13 protein-coding genes are annotated in these 17,027 nt (G+C 34.1%); 7 read left to right on the forward strand and 6 right to left on the reverse strand.

Annotation, left to right across the window (positions count from 1 at the left end):
- Positions 1 to 134: 134 nt before the first annotated feature.
- Positions 135 to 1,019: a LysR family transcriptional regulator gene (locus tag ACGH6P_RS02145; RefSeq protein ID WP_411596609.1), complete on the reverse strand. Its 885-nt coding sequence runs from the start codon at positions 1,017 to 1,019 to the stop codon at positions 135 to 137.
- Between the two features lie 138 nt (positions 1,020 to 1,157).
- On the opposite strand from ACGH6P_RS02145, the gene ACGH6P_RS02150 reads away from it, so the two are divergent.
- On the forward strand, positions 1,158 to 2,120 hold the full coding sequence (locus ACGH6P_RS02150) for an aldo/keto reductase (protein WP_411596610.1): 963 nt from the start codon (positions 1,158 to 1,160) through the stop codon (positions 2,118 to 2,120).
- Between the two features lie 81 nt (positions 2,121 to 2,201).
- On the opposite strand, the gene ACGH6P_RS02155 is transcribed toward ACGH6P_RS02150, so the two are convergent.
- Positions 2,202 to 2,924 (reverse strand): hypothetical protein, encoded by a 723-nt coding sequence (locus ACGH6P_RS02155; protein ID WP_411596611.1) that lies wholly within the window; start codon positions 2,922 to 2,924, stop codon positions 2,202 to 2,204.
- A gap of 14 nt (positions 2,925 to 2,938) precedes the next feature.
- The gene (locus tag ACGH6P_RS02160; protein WP_411596612.1) at positions 2,939 to 3,712 is read right to left on the reverse strand and encodes a hypothetical protein; all 774 of its coding nucleotides are present in this window, start codon (positions 3,710 to 3,712) and stop codon (positions 2,939 to 2,941) included.
- Positions 3,713 to 3,954: 242 nt separating this feature from the next.
- On the opposite strand from ACGH6P_RS02160, the gene ACGH6P_RS02165 reads away from it, so the two are divergent.
- The 4 genes from ACGH6P_RS02165 to ACGH6P_RS02180 all read left to right on the forward strand — a co-directional run bounded on the left by ACGH6P_RS02165 (position 3,955) and on the right by ACGH6P_RS02180 (position 8,410).
- On the forward strand, positions 3,955 to 4,779 hold the full coding sequence (locus tag ACGH6P_RS02165) for a MetQ/NlpA family ABC transporter substrate-binding protein (protein ID WP_267350859.1): 825 nt from the start codon (positions 3,955 to 3,957) through the stop codon (positions 4,777 to 4,779).
- 416 nt (positions 4,780 to 5,195) lie between these two features.
- On the forward strand, positions 5,196 to 6,125 hold the full coding sequence (locus tag ACGH6P_RS02170; RefSeq protein ID WP_411596613.1) for a hypothetical protein: 930 nt from the start codon (positions 5,196 to 5,198) through the stop codon (positions 6,123 to 6,125).
- A gap of 282 nt (positions 6,126 to 6,407) precedes the next feature.
- Positions 6,408 to 7,319: an endonuclease/exonuclease/phosphatase family protein gene (locus ACGH6P_RS02175; RefSeq protein ID WP_411596614.1), complete on the forward strand. Its 912-nt coding sequence runs from the start codon at positions 6,408 to 6,410 to the stop codon at positions 7,317 to 7,319.
- Between the two features lie 185 nt (positions 7,320 to 7,504).
- On the forward strand, positions 7,505 to 8,410 hold the full coding sequence (locus tag ACGH6P_RS02180; RefSeq protein WP_411596615.1) for an endonuclease/exonuclease/phosphatase family protein: 906 nt from the start codon (positions 7,505 to 7,507) through the stop codon (positions 8,408 to 8,410).
- Between the two features lie 39 nt (positions 8,411 to 8,449).
- On the opposite strand, the gene ACGH6P_RS02185 is transcribed toward ACGH6P_RS02180, so the two are convergent.
- The gene (locus ACGH6P_RS02185; RefSeq protein ID WP_411596616.1) at positions 8,450 to 9,400 is read right to left on the reverse strand and encodes an arsenic resistance protein; all 951 of its coding nucleotides are present in this window, start codon (positions 9,398 to 9,400) and stop codon (positions 8,450 to 8,452) included.
- Between the two features lie 603 nt (positions 9,401 to 10,003).
- On the opposite strand from ACGH6P_RS02185, the gene ACGH6P_RS02190 reads away from it, so the two are divergent.
- Both ACGH6P_RS02190 and ACGH6P_RS02195 read left to right on the forward strand, forming a co-directional pair.
- On the forward strand, positions 10,004 to 11,917 hold the full coding sequence (locus ACGH6P_RS02190) for an enterotoxin (protein ID WP_411596617.1): 1,914 nt from the start codon (positions 10,004 to 10,006) through the stop codon (positions 11,915 to 11,917).
- 479 nt (positions 11,918 to 12,396) lie between these two features.
- Positions 12,397 to 14,736 carry a TonB-dependent hemoglobin/transferrin/lactoferrin family receptor gene (locus tag ACGH6P_RS02195; RefSeq protein ID WP_411596618.1) on the forward strand — a complete coding sequence of 780 codons (2,340 nt, stop codon included), beginning with the start codon at positions 12,397 to 12,399 and terminating at the stop codon, positions 14,734 to 14,736.
- Between the two features lie 67 nt (positions 14,737 to 14,803).
- On the opposite strand, the gene ACGH6P_RS02200 is transcribed toward ACGH6P_RS02195, so the two are convergent.
- Both ACGH6P_RS02200 and ACGH6P_RS02205 read right to left on the reverse strand, forming a co-directional pair.
- Complete coding sequence (locus ACGH6P_RS02200; protein ID WP_220217252.1) at positions 14,804 to 15,547, reverse strand: SDR family NAD(P)-dependent oxidoreductase; 744 nt, start codon at positions 15,545 to 15,547, stop codon at positions 14,804 to 14,806.
- A gap of 151 nt (positions 15,548 to 15,698) precedes the next feature.
- The gene (locus tag ACGH6P_RS02205; protein WP_411596619.1) at positions 15,699 to 17,024 is read right to left on the reverse strand and encodes an MATE family efflux transporter; all 1,326 of its coding nucleotides are present in this window, start codon (positions 17,022 to 17,024) and stop codon (positions 15,699 to 15,701) included.
- Between the last annotated feature and the right edge of the window lie 3 nt (positions 17,025 to 17,027).

The following is a 17,027-nucleotide window of genomic DNA, read 5'->3' on the forward strand; positions in this document are numbered from 1 at the left end:
GCTTGATAAGATTGAGCATTTTAAACTCACGCTTATTTTATCATTAGTCTATTGACGTAATATGTTTATGACTTAAATAGGACAATAAATGGGTACAAGATGCATTATGGGATTGGATACCACAACTCATTGAATCATTCGTATTTCAATGCATCTAACACTAATTTAAATACATTTGAATGTCCTTTTCGGCTAGGGTAATAAATGTAAAAGGGTTCGTAAGTAATAGCAAATTCTGTTAATAATTCTATCAAACTGCCTTCAGCTAGTTGTTTTTCAACATTGGGTCTACCCATCCAAGTAATGCCTAAACCATCTAATGCAGCCTGTTTGCGTAAATGATTGTTAATCGCAAATTGGGATGAAGGTTGGTACTTAATGATGTGTCCTTGATCCATAAATTCCCATGTTAATTCTGTTGCGTGCTGGGCTGAAATGCGAAAACCAATTAGTTGATGCTGATCCAAATCTTTAATACATTTAGGAATCATTCTATTTTTAAGATAATTGGGGCTTGCCACTAAAGCCATTGTTAAAGGTTCTGAAATTTTTACCGCAATCATTTCTTTAGGAAGATCATCACCAATACGACAACCCATATCAAATCCTTGCTTAACAATATCAACCCAATTATTATCGCAAACAATTTCTATTTTTACTTGAGGATAATTTTTTAATAAAGGTATTAATTTAGGATAAATAATACTTTCAACCGCAAGGCTCGCGGCATTGATTCGAATTGTTCCGGAAGGTGTATTAAGAAACTGTCCTAATGCGCTGACTTCGTCATTAATTGATTGATATAATGGAGCTAATTGTTTGTAAAGCTGCTCACCAGCTTCCGTAAGAGACATACTGCGCGTGGTACGATTAAAAAGTCTTAAATTAAGGCGTGTTTCTAAATTTCGCATACTATGACTGAGTGCAGAGGATGAAACACCTAACGATTTAGCCGCTTTAACAAAACTCTTTGCTTCAGCGATAATAATAAAATAATTTAGCTCATTAAAGTTATGCATATTGACCGTATTGATGAATTTAATTCATGATACTATAAAAGAATCGCTGGTTTATCTCAATGACATTCCGTTTTAGAATAAATTTAACAATGTTCAATGCTCACTATTACAACTAGGTTGGGAAAAAAAGGGGATATGATGGATTATGTAAAACTAGGCAATACCGATATTGAAGTGTCACGATTTTGTTTGGGCTGTATGAGTTTTGGCGATCCTGCCAGTAAAATGCATGCATGGACACTTAATCCAAGTGAGAGTGAAGCGATCATTCAGCATGCGTTAAATTTGGGTATCAATTTTATTGATACAGCCAATATTTATTCAGCAGGAACCAGTGAAACGTATTTAGGTCAAGCAATCAAAAAAAATATTGCTCGTGATAAAGTTATTTTAGCCACCAAAGTCTATTTTAATGACGGTCACTTATCAAAAGGGGCAATTGAAAAAGAGATAGACGGATCACTTAAACGATTAGGTACGGATTATATCGATTTATATATTATACATCGTTTTGACTATACCACACCAATTACAGAAACAATGGAAGCATTACATAAGTTAGTTCAAGTTGGAAAAGTTCGAGCACTAGGTGCTTCTGCGATGTATGGCTACCAATTTTATAACATGCAACTTGTTGCTGAGCAAAACGGTTGGACGAAATTTGTCTCGATGCAAAATCACTATAATTTATTGTATCGTGAAGATGAAAGAGAATTAATTCCAATTTGTAAACAATTTAATGTTTCATTAACACCTTATAGTCCTTTAGCTGCTGGTCGTCTTGCTCGATTAGAGTGGACGACTGATACGTTACGTAGTAAAACGGATAAAACCGCTATCGAAAAATATGATAGTACCCAACAAACCGATACTAATATAGTAAAAAGAGTACATGAACTTGCTGAAAAATATGGCGTAACAATGACTCAAATAGCATTAGCATGGCAGTTTGCGAAAGGCGTTACCTCACCGATTATTGGTGCGACAAAAACAAAATACTTAGATGATGCAGTTGGGTCGTTAAACGTCTTGTTAACCCCAGAGGATATCACTTATCTTGAAGAGTTATATATTCCGCATCGAATTGTAGGCGCATTATAAGTGAGCAAGTAGGTCAATTCTCCTTAATAGCATTATCCAGTATTAGGGAGAATCATATTAAATTAGCTTATTTGAACACTTTTAATAGTCAATTTTTCGTGAATTAAAATAAGTAAAATTTTCATTCATTTTTAAACAATATGACTTCGTCCAATCACCTTGTTCATTATATCCATAAAAGGAACATCTTTTTGTCTCTGTTGGTTTGGACTCTTTGTCATCAAAAAATTTAATGATAACTTTATCTAATTGATTTTTATCGTTATATAAAAAAATCTTTTCTTCGCTTGACGTGTAAACATTGGCTAAATCCATTTTTAAGATATAAGTATTAACAATTCGAGAAATATTTCCATTTTCATACTGAATATCACTGATCGTCGATGGATTGGAAATACGCTCGATTTTTATTATTCTATTTTGATCATCATAAGTTGAAGACCATTCGATCTTTTTGGCTAAATCTTCTAAATGCAAAAGATTCTGCTTATCATCGAAATCCATATTTAAATCCAAATCATATTGATTATCTATCGAAAAATGGCTTTTTTTCGTCGTATAGTCGTTTGTGATCTTCACATGATCAATATCAACTGAGACAATGAAACCTTTATCATCTGATACATATTGTTGGCGATCGCTGCCAATAATCTTTTGTTGCCTAATCAGTTTTGAATACGGAATATTCTCAACACTACTAAACAATAAATAGTTGTTAGTTAGCTCAACATTACTCAGTTTTTCATTTTTATTGCAACCAAATAGAATGATTGATAAACCACATACGAAAATGATCCTTTTCATTGCTGTTTCCTTCATTAGTCATAGTATTCGAAAGAGCGTAAAATAAATCGCTTTGTTTCTTCTTGTTCGTTTAAACAATATAATTTTGTCCAATCACCATACTGGTTAGGATCATCGTAAACGCAGTTTAATTGCTCTGTGGGGATTAATTGATTGTGTTCATTGCTTTCATATTGACCATTTTGAGCAATAAAAGCATGTTCGACACTATTAATGAGCTGCTTTTCTGTATTATAAAAGTATTGCTTTTTATTGAGGTAAAGTGGAACGATATTTGCTTCATCTGTTTTATCAAAAATTTCATAGTCTCTTTCAACAACTAATTCATTTTTATAAGTAATTTGATTAATAAATAGATAATTGGAACCACCAATAATGCTGTTTTCCAGTTTCACAACTCGTCCTTGTTCGTCATAAGTTGAGCGGATAACTTCGTTGCCGGATGAGTCAGTTATCGAAACAATATTTTGTTTATCATCAACATTAATTTTGTATTTTGAAAGCTCCTGATTTTTGATCATATATTGTGACTGCTGATAATCAAAATAGACTTTTTTATCGTTCAAATTGTAAAAGGTGATCAAACCATCTGCGTTCGTTTCAATCGTACCAAAATAGCTTCCTTCAAACCGCTGCTTTTTAATCAGTTTTGAGTGAGGAGCAACATCATATTGACCATTATTAATATAATTATTGATGATAATTTTAGAATCGCTTTGCTTATTATCACATCCTAACAAAGTCAATAGTAAGCAACTATAGATGAGGGGGATTATATATATTTTCATGCTTTTTAATCCTTTATATTTATTTGAACGTCCTGAATGACGAATATATTTAACCACAAATAGATCAGCGATTAAACAGAAAATTTATATATCTTAATCGAATAATGATATAAACTTTAAGTATTATCAAAATGAAAGCTTGATAATTATAATCCTAAATATCCTATCGTTATAAAAATAACACACATTAACAAAGAGTTATATTTTGTAAATATTGCAAACACAATCCAGAAGGAATGATAATGAAAAAATATTTATATTTACCTACCTTAATATTATTGGGGCTCGTGTTGATAGGTTGTGACACAGACAAAAGCAAAGACATAAAACAATCAGACAAAAAAGAGATCATAGTTGGATTACCCCCTAGTATGCACAACATTTTAATGGAGCGAGTGGTTAAGCCCGAATTAGAAAAAAAAGGCTACAGCGTCAAACTGGTCAATTTTAGTTCTTTGCGGGATGCTAATACCGCGCTGGTTGAAGGGAGTATTGATATGAATGCTGCACAGCATCAAGATTATCTTGACGTCTATAACAAAGAGACCCATAACGACCTTGTCTCATTAGTACACATTCCTTCCATATCTGCCGCTCTATTTTCACAGAAACATCATTCAATCAATGATATTGCATCCAATCAAATCATTGCAATCCCGAATGATCCCTCCAACACTTCTCGATCATTATTGTTGTTACAAAAAATAGGCTGGATCAAGCTTAAACCAGACACACAATCAGGCATAATCACCTTAAATGATATTATAGAAAACAGCTATAATTTAAAATTTAAAACGCTTTTATCAGAAATTATTCCGCGAGTACTTGGCGAAGTTGATTACGCAATTATGCCAGGCGGTGTGGCATGGTTGAGTAAAGTACCAGCTGATAATATATTAATTCAAGAAGAATTATCGCCCAATTTAGAGCTAATGGTTGTCGTTAAAAAAGAAGATCTCAACACGGCATGGGCAAATGACGTTAAGCAACTTTACCAATCCGATAAACTTAAAAAATTTATTGAAGAAGATCCGGACGCTAAAGGTCGATTTATTTGGCCAAAATAGGATAGTTAAAAAACAACCAATATCTTTAGGTGGATAAAAGATATTGGTTTTATTATAAAATCTAATCATTTAATCTTATCAGCATTTGAAATTTACCTTCGCTCCATTTTGCTTTAAAGTTATTTTCAACCCATTAAATAACAGCTAATCATGCTATGTTAAGTTTTTTAGGGTTATAAAGTGACATTAGGTTCTATTAAACAAATCGTTATTTTTTTCACTTAACATTATTTAAATCTAAAAAATTTTTTTTCATTTTTTATTAAGAATATTCATTCCAATATTTACAATTTTTTCTTTTTTTAATTTATTTATCTTATTGATTATAAATGAAATGTTTGTAATTTTTGCGTGGTGTTTATATATGATTGTGGTAAAATCGCAATCCCCAAAAAAGATAAAATGAAATAAAAGTAATGACTAAAATTAAATATTTTTTAATTGTTGTTTGCAGTTTGGCTTTAGTCGGCTGTTTTGTACCAAGTAAAATTCAAACTATGATCGATAATCCAACTTCGAACGAAATAAAAGTAACCATTGATGGAACTGAACACGTTATTCCTCCAGTTTCAAAGATCGCTTACTCTTTTGAATTTGGTAAACATACTCTAGTTTATAACCAAGAAACTTTAAATATTCTGGTAAAACCCAATCGAAAGAATGAACTTAATATCATTAATCCAACATTAAATAATTACGTAATAATGAACTTCTATTTTATCGACGAAAAAATGAAACCTGCTGATTATGGTATGCTACTAATGTCCAAAAAATCAAGTATGACCACTGTATCAATAATGTATGATGGAAAGGTAAAGGAAATAGAGTTACCTCTTAGTGTGACAAATGACTTATTTATTGATCAAAGCGAATATTGGTGGAAATATGATCTTGACAAACCTGTACCAGAGAAAATAACGATCAGGGACTCTACCAAATTCTCGACGATAAAAAAAATATACCGGGAAGCGGAGTTTTGGAAAATTGCGCCAGAATATGTAGAAGAATTAGATGATTATGATATACCTTTAGATAGAGTACGTTTTGTTGAACGTACACCTGAATTAAACAAATTACCGACGTTTTCTATTCCTGATATTGCTTTAAATTCTATCGCTTGTGAACAAGGACGTAATGATATTCAAGCAAAACTCAATAATTGGCAGCAAATTTTAACCTTAACAGGAAGTGATTTTAGTGAAGGTTACAAAGATTTTAAATCAACAATAATCGATGCCAACACCGAAGCTTTCAAAAATTGTGATGGTTATAGTGAAGCATTAAATGATATTGCTGATGCACTTGAATCAATTAGCGATTTGAATTTTGTTATCTTGCAAGAATAAAAAGAATTGAAGTGTTGATATAAGCATTAAACTTCGTCTTTTTTGTGTTAAGGCATAAAATAATTTTTACTCATTTTATATCTTAATTTTCAAACAATAATCAATAAAAAATCTATTTTTATAAGGAATACTTCGTTGATTGCTGACTGATTCGTCATAAAAAACAACAACCTAGATAAAAATATATTGATATACATCACAAAAATCAGAAAAAAATATTTTTTTAAACCTCAATCAACCTCATACTAATAACCAATCTTAATTAAAGAAAGGTATATCATTATGATTAAAAGGAAATTAAAATTAGCAGCCATTATCAGTAGTTTTATCCTAAGTACTTCAACTGTTTTTGCTTCAATTGACGATGTGAAAGACCTTAAAATCATTAGTTACAATGTCTATAATGGTATGAAATTAGACGAAACAGACGGAAAACAGAAATTTATCGAATGGGCAAAAGCACAAGATGCCGATATTATTGCCTGGCAAGAAATGAATTTTTTTACTCGTGAAAAGCTTGAAAAATTTGCCGCAAGTTATGGTCATAAATATGCGGTATTATTGAAAGAAAAACCTGATGATGCCGCTTTTTTCCCTGTCGCCATAACGTCAAAATATCCTATAGTCAATGTTGATAAAGTCGTGGATAATCTATGGCATGGTGCGCTGTATGCTGATATTGGCAATTATCATTTTGTTATTACCCATATGAATCCATTTTGGACAGAAAAAAGAATTGATGAAATGAACTTAATTATCGATTCTATCAAATATAGCCGTGATCCAAATGGTAAATGGATTATTGCTGGTGATTTAAACTCTTTTTCACCTGCGGATAAAGAAACCTACGATAAAAGTAATCTGTTAAACGATATCAAAGAAAAACAGAAACAAAGACCGATATTAGAAAATCTTGTTAATGGACAATTAAGTTATACCGTTCAACAAAATTTATTGGATGCAGGGTTTATTGATGCGTTGAAAATTACAAATAAAGAATTTATTGCGACAGCGCCAACCAAAGTATTTTACGATCAAGCTTCAACACCGCTGCGTTATGATTATATTTATATATCCCCCCCATTAAAAAACGACGTTATTGAGGTTAAAGTCTTAAAAGACGATTTTACGGATAATTACTCTGATCATTATCCTGTACAAATGATTATTAAAAATAAATCATCACAACCATAATAGTGAAAGCCATGTATCACTGCATGGCTTTTATCAGTCATTTTTATATGACAGTATTTTCCAATGATAATCATTAAGTTGTGATTGTGATCGCGACATGTCCATTTAAATTCAATTAATATCAAAAAGAGCTTCGAATAATCTAACTCGAATTGATGAAATCAAAAAAGTTGTAGGATAAAGATATGAAGAAAAATTGTTTACTACTGACTATAGTGGGTTTGTTTTCGTTATTTTCATATGCATTGGCAACAGAAGATTTAGTGATATCACAATATCAACATTCGCCGAATAAAGTGTATACCGATAAAGATCAACCAGAAATTACCATTGCAAATTTCAACATTGCAGGCGGGCTTAGAAAGCATAAGGTTAATTTAGATTTAGTTGCTAATGCGATTAAAGCAATGGATGCGGATATCATAACTCTTGAAGAAGTCGATCAAAATACCACACGTAGTGATGGCTTAGATCAAGCAAAAGTGATAGCAGAAAAAACGGGCATGTACTATCTGTTTGGCAAAGCAACGGACATGAAAGGCGGTAATTACGGTAATGCCATATTGTCTAAATACCCTATAGTAAAAAGTAAAACTTTTTTGTTACCCTCTGGGGATTTTGAACAACGATCCCTGATGTTAAGTCAAATTAATGTGCCGGGTTTTGATTCGCCAATTTATGTGTTTAATACTCATTTTGATTGGCATGAAGAAGATGAGGTAAGAATGTCACAAGCACGTTTTATTAATAGTATTGTGTTTGATGATCTGGACTTAGATGATGAATTTCCAAATTTAGTATCTGGAATTATGGTCTTATTAGGCGATTTTAATTCTGTTAAAAATGATAGAGTGATTAAAGAGCTTGAAAAATACTGGACATTGGTAAAACAAGAAAATGTCGATACTCGCACTTGGCCAGCAGGAAATCCTGGATTAGATTTAGATCATATTTTTACAAGTCGAAATCAAATATGGCAAGTTGAGCAATTCATTATTCCCAATGATGGCAATGAGTGGAATGGTATCAAATGGCCACTTGTAAGCGACCATATTCCAGTGATCGCTAAATTAAAATTGATTGAGCAATAAAAAAAGGAAATGGGCATATAGCCCATTGTCTTTTAGCATTCATTTTAGTTTAGCAATAACATAAATATAAACTAGCTCGCTGATTAATTCGATAAGTGTTTGTGTTACGATGATTGCCGGTAAAATGGGTATTGCATTAGGTATGGCTAACGCTAAAGGTAAAATGACTAGCGCATTTCGAGTAGCAGCACTAAAAGCTATCGCTCGACTTCCTGCGACGGAAACATGAAAACAACGACCGACAAACCATCCAACTAAAGGGGCGACAATAGCAAAAATTATATAAAATGGAATAACGGATAATACGACTGATAAATTACCTTTCAGCTGAGGTAGAACTGCCAAAATAACGATAAAAAGCGTTAATGCCGTGGCTGGAATGGGTAACATATTTAACCCATATATCATTTTTTTGCCTGTGTGATTTCGTACAGCCCAGACTTGCATTAAGGTAGCTAAACAGAAAGGAATGACCATTAACCAAATAAAAGCATGGATAAAGGGTTGGAGGTGAATGAGCTGGTTGACCTGTTCGCCAATCATAAAAGTTAAGTAAACAGGTAGTAAACACATTTGTAACAACAATAATAAAGGTGTTGCCATCAATAATAAACGGGCATCTGCACGTCCAAGATGAGAAAAAGTGACAACATAATCAATACAAGGGGCAAGTAACACAAGTAATACGCCCAGTCTAATGAAAGGTTCGGAAGGTAGAAATAGCGCTAATAATCCAACCCCAACAGGTATAATAACAAAATTTGTTATAAGTAATGCCAATATAAATCGCTTATAAGACCAAAACTGTTTAATCTCAGTCACAGGAACTTGTAAGAAAGTGACAAACAACATGAATGCTAATACTGGATTGATAAACATGTCGAATATTGAGGTGTTGTCTAAACAAAATACCAGACCAATAGCTATCATCACCACAGAAAAATAAATAGCTATCTGATTTTTTTCTAAATTATCTTTGATTTGTTGCATAGTGTCATTATTCATTAAGCAATAACGAACAGATAGCATATCAGAAATCAACAAATTCAAAGAAGGTAATATTCATGCCAATAGATACAAACAGTTATCATTGTATTTCGATTCAATTCAAATTATTCGATTAATTATTTAGTTCAAATAGCTCATTTATTGACAGCATCTAAATGGAAAATACCTTGGATTTATTATCCATATCACTATTTTGCTTAAATTTATCACTTAAAATCATTATAGCATTGACAACAACTGAATTTTTGTTGAACTACGCATTCAAATTGGCAAGCATTTATCAAAAATGCGATCTTTGTCACATCAGATAATAAAAGCAAATTCGCTGTCTAATTATCAACGATCTTTCATTGTTGAACTCGGTACAAACAATCATATCTCTATTTTAGGCAAAAAATAGCATTGTATTTCAACATGAAGCCAAATTAGCTTTTCATTTTGAGACAAATAAAAGCTTTTTTTAACAATTTCAATCCACCTGTAATCTGCAATCAAGATCACAATTTATCATCACTCAAATACCTATACTGATATTCATGTTTCGGTCAATTCTTTTGTCGAATTTTTATCAATCAGGAGGTCGTAATGAAAACGTATGTCAAAAATTGGATCACAATTGGGTTACTCAGCGCATTTGGTTTGTCTGTTGATGCGGTGTGGGCTAAAGAATATCAATTAACAGGGCAGCATACCCAAATCACGCTATCTGATAGTGGCAAACAACAAAACGTCACATCGTTTAATATTACTAATCCCGTAACTAATGATTCAATCACTGTTAATACGCTATTTGAGATCACGCTAAATTCGGGGAAAAAATTGACCGATAAAGATTTCCACTTAGATAATTTACAACAAAAAGACAATCAAATTTATTTAAATTTCAGTGGTCATGATATTGCGATTCAAACCCTATTGATTCTCAATGATGATAAACATTTTGCCAGTTATGAACTGCAAATCACCCCTAAAAAACAGGCACTTTCAATGTCAGACGTTTCTATAATGCCATTTCATTCTCAAGCGCCATTTGTTTACGGCTCTGTTGTCAGTTCGCCGATTATTAGTGATACCTTTTTTATCATTCCCGAAAATCCATTAACCAATACCGTTGCCTATGAAGGTGGTGTGTTGCAAAAAATTCCGCAAGCTATCCCGTTACAAGTCAATCATACCTTGAGTTACAAAACCTATATTGGCACTTATGAAAAAGGGCAATTAAGACGCCATGTAAATGAATTTATTAATCAAGTTCGCCAGCGACCATATAGCCCGTACTTACATTATAATTCTTGGCTAGATATCGGATTTTTTAATCCCTATACTGAAAAGGAAGCCCTGTTACGAATCGAACAATATGGTCAAGAATTAGTTGAAAAACGTCATGTTACCCTAGATGGTTATCTATTTGATGACGGTTGGGATAATTTAACGGGTAACTGGGGATTTGGTGATAATTTTCCGAGTGAATTTAAAAAATTAAAAACCGCATCTGAAAAATATCACGCCGCGCTGGGTATTTGGTTGTCACCTTGGGGAGGGTACAATAAACCACGTGATACTCGTGTTGCCAATGCATTAAAACTGGGTTATGAAACCATGGATGGCAAACTCGCCTTATCAGGCCCTAAATACTATGCTAATTTTCATAAACGAATTTTAGAATTAATCCAAAATCAGAACATTACCATGTTCAAACTCGATGGAACAGGTAATGCAGATAAAGTGATCGCCGGCAGCCAATTTACCAGTGATTTTGATGCTGCAATTCATTTGATCCAAGATATGCGTAAAGCTAATGATCATTTATATATTAATCTAACAACCGGTACACAAGCGACGCCGTCTTGGTTATTTTATGCCGACTCTATCTGGCGAGGTGGCGATGATGTCAATTATTATGGACCCGGTAGTAAAGTTCAACAGTGGTTAACTTATCGTGATGCGGAAACCTATCGTTCTATTGTTTTAAAAGGTCCTTTGTTTCCATTAAATTCACTTATGCTGCATGGTATTGTATACGCTAAACAAGCAAAACATTTGCAACAAGAAACCGAAAATGACTTTGCTGATCAAGTTTGGAGTTACTTTGCAACAGGAACACAATTACAAGAAATGTACATTACGCCTGAACTGATGACAACAAACAATTGGGATACGTTAGCATCGGCTGCTAATTGGGCAAGAGATAACCAAAACGTATTATTCGATACCCATTGGATTGGTAAAGATCCCACAAAATTAGGGGTATATGGTTGGGCGGGATGGACGCAAGATAAATCCATTATTACTTTACGCAATCCGTCAGATAAACCGCAAATTTATTATCTGGATTTACAAAATGATTTAGAGTTGCCGGCAAAGGCAAGTTCACATTTTAAAATCAACATTGATTATCACAGTGAAGCTTATGCGCAAAAACCAACGAGTGTGGAAAAAATGGCATTAATCACTCTTGAGCCTTTCGAAACAGTTGTCATGTCGCTAATTCCACAATAATTACAATATGCCTTGTCTGCAAATACAAGGCATAAAATTAGGCTCAAAATAGTCGTTTGAAATGTCAAAGTTTAAAACGGGCTTAAAACGAATGGAACAAAAAATAATCTAATGAAACTATTTACAATAGTAAAAAAGTTCATGTTGAACTGACATAATTTTTTCATTCAGGTTTCCTGTTTATCTGATAGGGAACCTGAAAATTAACATCAAATCGATACGACGTTTTTAACATCACTCTCCATTTCGTTGCTTTATTTTGATAATAAACATGAAAACACTAGGTTGTTTTAACCGTTAAATAAAAATAATTTTGTTAACGTTTTCAACCAAAATTTATACATATTTTTCTGTCTATTTTTTGACAAACCCAATATACTTGCCAAACCTATATTTGATAATGATTATCATTATTATTTGTAAGGTTAAATTTAGAGATGTGTTAAATGATTTAATTGTTTTTTATGAAGGAATGAAACATGAGTTATAAAAAGGTAAGTATCTTATTACTCTTTATGAGTTTTTCTTCACAAGCTGAGTCTGTGCTTGAAGATAAAGATACAAAGCAAAATATTGATAAACCGAATAAACCATTAACGAAGAACAATATGGTCAATCGTGACGATATAGACGATGTGATTACTGTCATTGCCGGCTCATCAACGCAAGATGAATTAAAAAAAATAAATAGTGTTATTGCGGGACGATCAACACTTTCATCAGGGCTAATAGAACAAAAACAGTCCGATAATGTTGCCGAATTGCTCAATACTTTACCCGGTGTGAGTGCTGCTGGTTCAGTTAGGCCAGGGGGGCAAACCTTAAATATATGGGGTTTTGGTAAAGTTGAAGATGTCAAAATTATTGTAGATGGTGCACAAAAAGGATTCCAAAAATATCAACAAGGATCGATTTTTGTTGAACCAGAACTTCTTAAACAAGTTGAAGTTAACAAAGGTCCACACGATGTGAAGTTTGGAAATGGCGGCTTTGGTGGCGTGATAAAAATGGAGACTAAAGACGCGATTGATCTGCTTGACCCCAATCAATACCTTGGCGCATTAATCAAATACAGTTTTCATTCAAACAATCATCAAAATATGGTGACTGGTGCAGTTTATGGTCGAACACAAGATGACATGTTTGATGGTCTTATTTATTACACCAACCGAGACAGCGGTAATTTTAAACGCCCCGATGGCTCAAGATTTGAGTTTTCAGAAGATGACATGGATTCCTACATGGCGAAACTCAATTTTAGACCCAATGAAGAACACACTTTTACTCTATCAGGTATACGTTCAAAACGAGATTCATGGCAACCTTGGGCTGCCAAATATGTCGAAAAAATGACACCTCCAACCGCTGCACAAATTAAAAAATATGGATATAAAGCAGCTTGGTTAAGAAAATTGGTAAAACGTGATCAACAAGATGAATCCGCCCAATTTAAATGGAATTATCAGCCAACTTATAATCCGTTAATTAATTTGACGTTACACACCACTTATTCCAAAACCAAACAACATGATACTCGTCCTAATAAATACAATCCGGTGGCTTCATTAGGGACAATGGGTAATGAAAGTTGGGTTAGCTATACCGATAAAACTATCGAGCTTGAAAATGTCAGTATTTTTAGCACCGGCGCTGTCGATAATGCATTAAAAATTGGGTTACAAGCACATCTACATGATCGTGATACGTTAATGTATTACAAAAATTATGCTAAAAAGCCAAATTATCACAATGGTTATTTCCAACCGGCTTACATGCCTTCTGGTAAACAGCAAACTTATAGTTTTTATATTCAAGATGAACTTTCGATTAGTGATTTTGTCTTATCACCCAGCCTTCGATATGATTATGTCCGAAATCACGGTAAAAAGAATTATGCTTCAGCGTATAACGATCCCGATCCTCGTTATGGTCATGACTATTCACCCGTGACCTATTCAGGTTGGACACCACGCTTTGGATCCTATTGGCAAACCACCCAAAATGTCGGATTTTTTGGGGATATCAGTTATGCATGGCAAGCGCCAACAATTGATGAAAGCTATGAAGTCCAGTTCACTCCTAAAAATGGAGGAAGCGGTAAAATTTCGGCAACCAGCCGTCATTTGAAAAAAGAGCGGAATTTATCAATTCGAATTGGGAATATTCTCGATTTTAATAATTTAATACTCGAAAATGATAAGTTACAAGTTCGTAGCACGTTATTTAGACAGCGTGTCACCGATGAGATTTTTGTTACTCGAGGATTCAATGGATCAATATGCGGTCCAGGCAAAGCGTGTCCGCTTGGGCAGGCAAATTATCGTAATATTCCGGGTAAAATGATTGTCAAAGGTTTTGAACTTGAAACGTTTTATGACAGTAAATATTGGTTTGCAAGTGCGACCTACTCAATCCAAAAAGGAGAACGAGATACAGCACCACAAGCACCATGGATGCATCATAAGACCTATGTCGCAACGATTGCACCACGCACCGCAACATTAACAACGGGGTTTAAAATTCCGGACTGGAATGTGAGAGCAGGGTGGAATGCCCAATTTGTACGAAAACAAGATCGCACAGGACTAGAAGACAGAAACCATGATGGTATAAAAGATCTGGGCGCTTATGGATTAGGGCGATCGTCGGGGTATTCAATACACAATCTTTTTGCGAGTTGGCAACCGACTTTTCTGCCTAAAGCCGAAATTAAGCTAACCGTTGATAATCTATTTAATAAAGATTATCGACTTTATTTAGGCGAAAACACCTATGGACTCGCCCGAAACTTTAAAGCAAGTGTTTCATACCGATTCTAAACTTCATTTAAATTTGAATACTGCCAGTTTACTGGCAGTTTCAATAAGTCATCAGTGCTGAATCTATCTACCATTTGCCTGCCGTTGAGCCACCGTCAACGACCATAATTGTACCGGTAACAAAATTAGAATCCGTTAAATACATGACGGCATTGATAATATCTTGAACCTGCCCAATCCGATTGACAGGAGCCATAGATTTTAACACTGCTTGAACTTGGGGATCGGTAGGATGCATTGGGGTCTCAATAATGCCAGGTGCAATACCGTTAACCATAACATGGCTTGATGCTAATTCTAATGCTAAACCTTTAATGGCACTATTAATACCGCCTTTGATCATAATCGGTAATAAAGCTGGTACAGTCAAATTAGGTTGCATAGCAATGGCAGCAGTAATATTAATGATATGCCCTGACTGATTGGCTATCATATGTTTAGCCGCTGTCTGAGCAGGGTAGAAAAACCCTTTAAGGTTGGTATCAATTAGGGTGTTTAAATCATCTTGCGTATACTCAACGGCGGGTTTAGATATAAATATGCCTGCATTATTCACTAAAATATCGACTTTACCAAATCTTGCAATAGCGTGTGAAAAAAGCAATTCTGCCGTTTGCGGCTTTGCAATGTCCCCAGCTACAAGTAATAAATTATCAGGTTCGCCTAATTTAATCGCTGCTTGTTCTAAACGAGCTTTATCTCGACCATTGGCAACGACATTGAAACCTCGCTCAAGATAGGCTTTCGCTATCGCAAAACCAATTCCACTTGAAGCACCAGTCACAATAACGGTTTTATTTCCTTTATTCATCGAATTTAATTCCTGTTTTGACTCACATTACAGATGATTATATAAGAGTTGAATTGAAATAGAAATTCGATTGCAAAAAGTAAAATAATTTACAAAATTCTAGAGCGAACAGTAAACAGAATGAAATCTATTTACTGCTGGTTTGGTTAAATCAACGCATAAGATATCGTTTCGAACGATTAATCCAAATCACTAAAAAGAGTGTGCGTCCTAAACTAAATAAAATATAGGAAAACCACAAACCGTTATTGCCCCATATTGGTACAAAAATAGATTGAGCGATTAACCAAAGTAAAAGGGCAAGGATCATGGAATCACGAATAGAAGATGTATAACTGATGCCTGAAAACACCCCGTAATAGATCAATCCACCAGCAACCACAACCGGAAAGATAACTAACCAATAATGGTATTGTAGACAAAGATTAATGATGTCATTTTGATTGGTTAATAATCGGATTATTGCGGTATCAAAGGCAAACCAGATTGCAATTAATATCACCGGACAAATCACACACGCTTGCAGTGACCAACGCAAGGTTTGTTGGTATAACGCCATATTTTGCGTGCCTTTAGCTTTACCACTAAAGACACTTGACGCATTAGCAAAGCCATCAAATAAATACGCCATTAAGTAATGGATTTGAAACAGTACCGCATTGGCCGCCAATACTTCAGTACTAAAACTTGAACCAATCGAAATAAAATGATTCGTTACAACTAGCAGGCAAATAGTTCGAATCATTAAATTAGTATTAACTAAAATTACCCCTTTCAATGACTGCCAAGAAAGGATCGATTTCAAATCCGTTTTTTGTTGTGATTGGGGTAAATAGCGACCAATAAACCCGATCCCTAACAATGTACAAATCACTTGCGCACTAAGTGTTGCAAATGCCACGCCTTGAATATCCCAATGAAAACCCCAAACAAAAATGACCGCCATAATAATATTGAGTAAATTAATCAACACTTGCAAAAACAGCACGGCTTTTATTTTGGACATCCCCATTAACCAACCAACCAGCACATAGTTAATCAGTACAAACGGGGCTCCCCAAATTAGGATCGAAAAATAGATATCTGCATAATGCCTAACTTCTTGATTTGGTTTGATGATTTGCATTGAAGCACCAAAAATAAATTGCTGAAAAACAATAAATAAAATGCCTAAAACAATCGCAATAAACAGGGGGCGAATTAACGAAGAACGCAGTAATAGGGGATCATCTAATGCTTGTGCCGCAAATCCGGTGGTACTCACACGTAAAAAACCAAATAACCAATAAATGGTATTAAAGATCACCGCACCAACGGCAATGCCTGCAATAAAAGCAGGATTGGGTAGATGACCGACCAACGCAGTATCAACCACGCCCAATAATGGGGTTGTAATAGTTGAAATAATAAAAGGGATAACCAATGCTAAATAATCGTTAAAACGATAACGTTTATTAACGGCGGATTGTGTTGTCATAGA

Source organism: Gilliamella sp. CG25 (genome assembly GCF_046635705.1).
GTDB classification, from domain to species: domain Bacteria; phylum Pseudomonadota; class Gammaproteobacteria; order Enterobacterales; family Orbaceae; genus Gilliamella; species Gilliamella apicola_I.

Excerpts from the sequence above, each read along its gene's own strand:
- ACGH6P_RS02145 (WP_411596609.1), bottom strand. The coding sequence starts at position 1,019 with ATGCATAACTTTAATGAGCTAAATTATTTTATTATTATCGCTGAAGCA.
- ACGH6P_RS02150 (WP_411596610.1), top strand. The coding sequence starts at position 1,158 with ATGGATTATGTAAAACTAGGCAATACCGATATTGAAGTGTCACGATTT.
- ACGH6P_RS02155 (WP_411596611.1), bottom strand. The coding sequence starts at position 2,924 with ATGAAAAGGATCATTTTCGTATGTGGTTTATCAATCATTCTATTTGGT.
- ACGH6P_RS02160 (WP_411596612.1), bottom strand. The coding sequence starts at position 3,712 with ATGAAAATATATATAATCCCCCTCATCTATAGTTGCTTACTATTGACT.
- ACGH6P_RS02165 (WP_267350859.1), top strand. The coding sequence starts at position 3,955 with ATGAAAAAATATTTATATTTACCTACCTTAATATTATTGGGGCTCGTG.
- ACGH6P_RS02170 (WP_411596613.1), top strand. The coding sequence starts at position 5,196 with ATGACTAAAATTAAATATTTTTTAATTGTTGTTTGCAGTTTGGCTTTA.
- ACGH6P_RS02175 (WP_411596614.1), top strand. The coding sequence starts at position 6,408 with ATGATTAAAAGGAAATTAAAATTAGCAGCCATTATCAGTAGTTTTATC.
- ACGH6P_RS02180 (WP_411596615.1), top strand. The coding sequence starts at position 7,505 with ATGAAGAAAAATTGTTTACTACTGACTATAGTGGGTTTGTTTTCGTTA.
- ACGH6P_RS02185 (WP_411596616.1), bottom strand. The coding sequence starts at position 9,400 with ATGCAACAAATCAAAGATAATTTAGAAAAAAATCAGATAGCTATTTAT.
- ACGH6P_RS02190 (WP_411596617.1), top strand. The coding sequence starts at position 10,004 with ATGAAAACGTATGTCAAAAATTGGATCACAATTGGGTTACTCAGCGCA.
- ACGH6P_RS02195 (WP_411596618.1), top strand. The coding sequence starts at position 12,397 with ATGAGTTATAAAAAGGTAAGTATCTTATTACTCTTTATGAGTTTTTCT.
- ACGH6P_RS02200 (WP_220217252.1), bottom strand. The coding sequence starts at position 15,547 with ATGAATAAAGGAAATAAAACCGTTATTGTGACTGGTGCTTCAAGTGGA.
- ACGH6P_RS02205 (WP_411596619.1), bottom strand. The coding sequence starts at position 17,024 with ATGACAACACAATCCGCCGTTAATAAACGTTATCGTTTTAACGATTAT.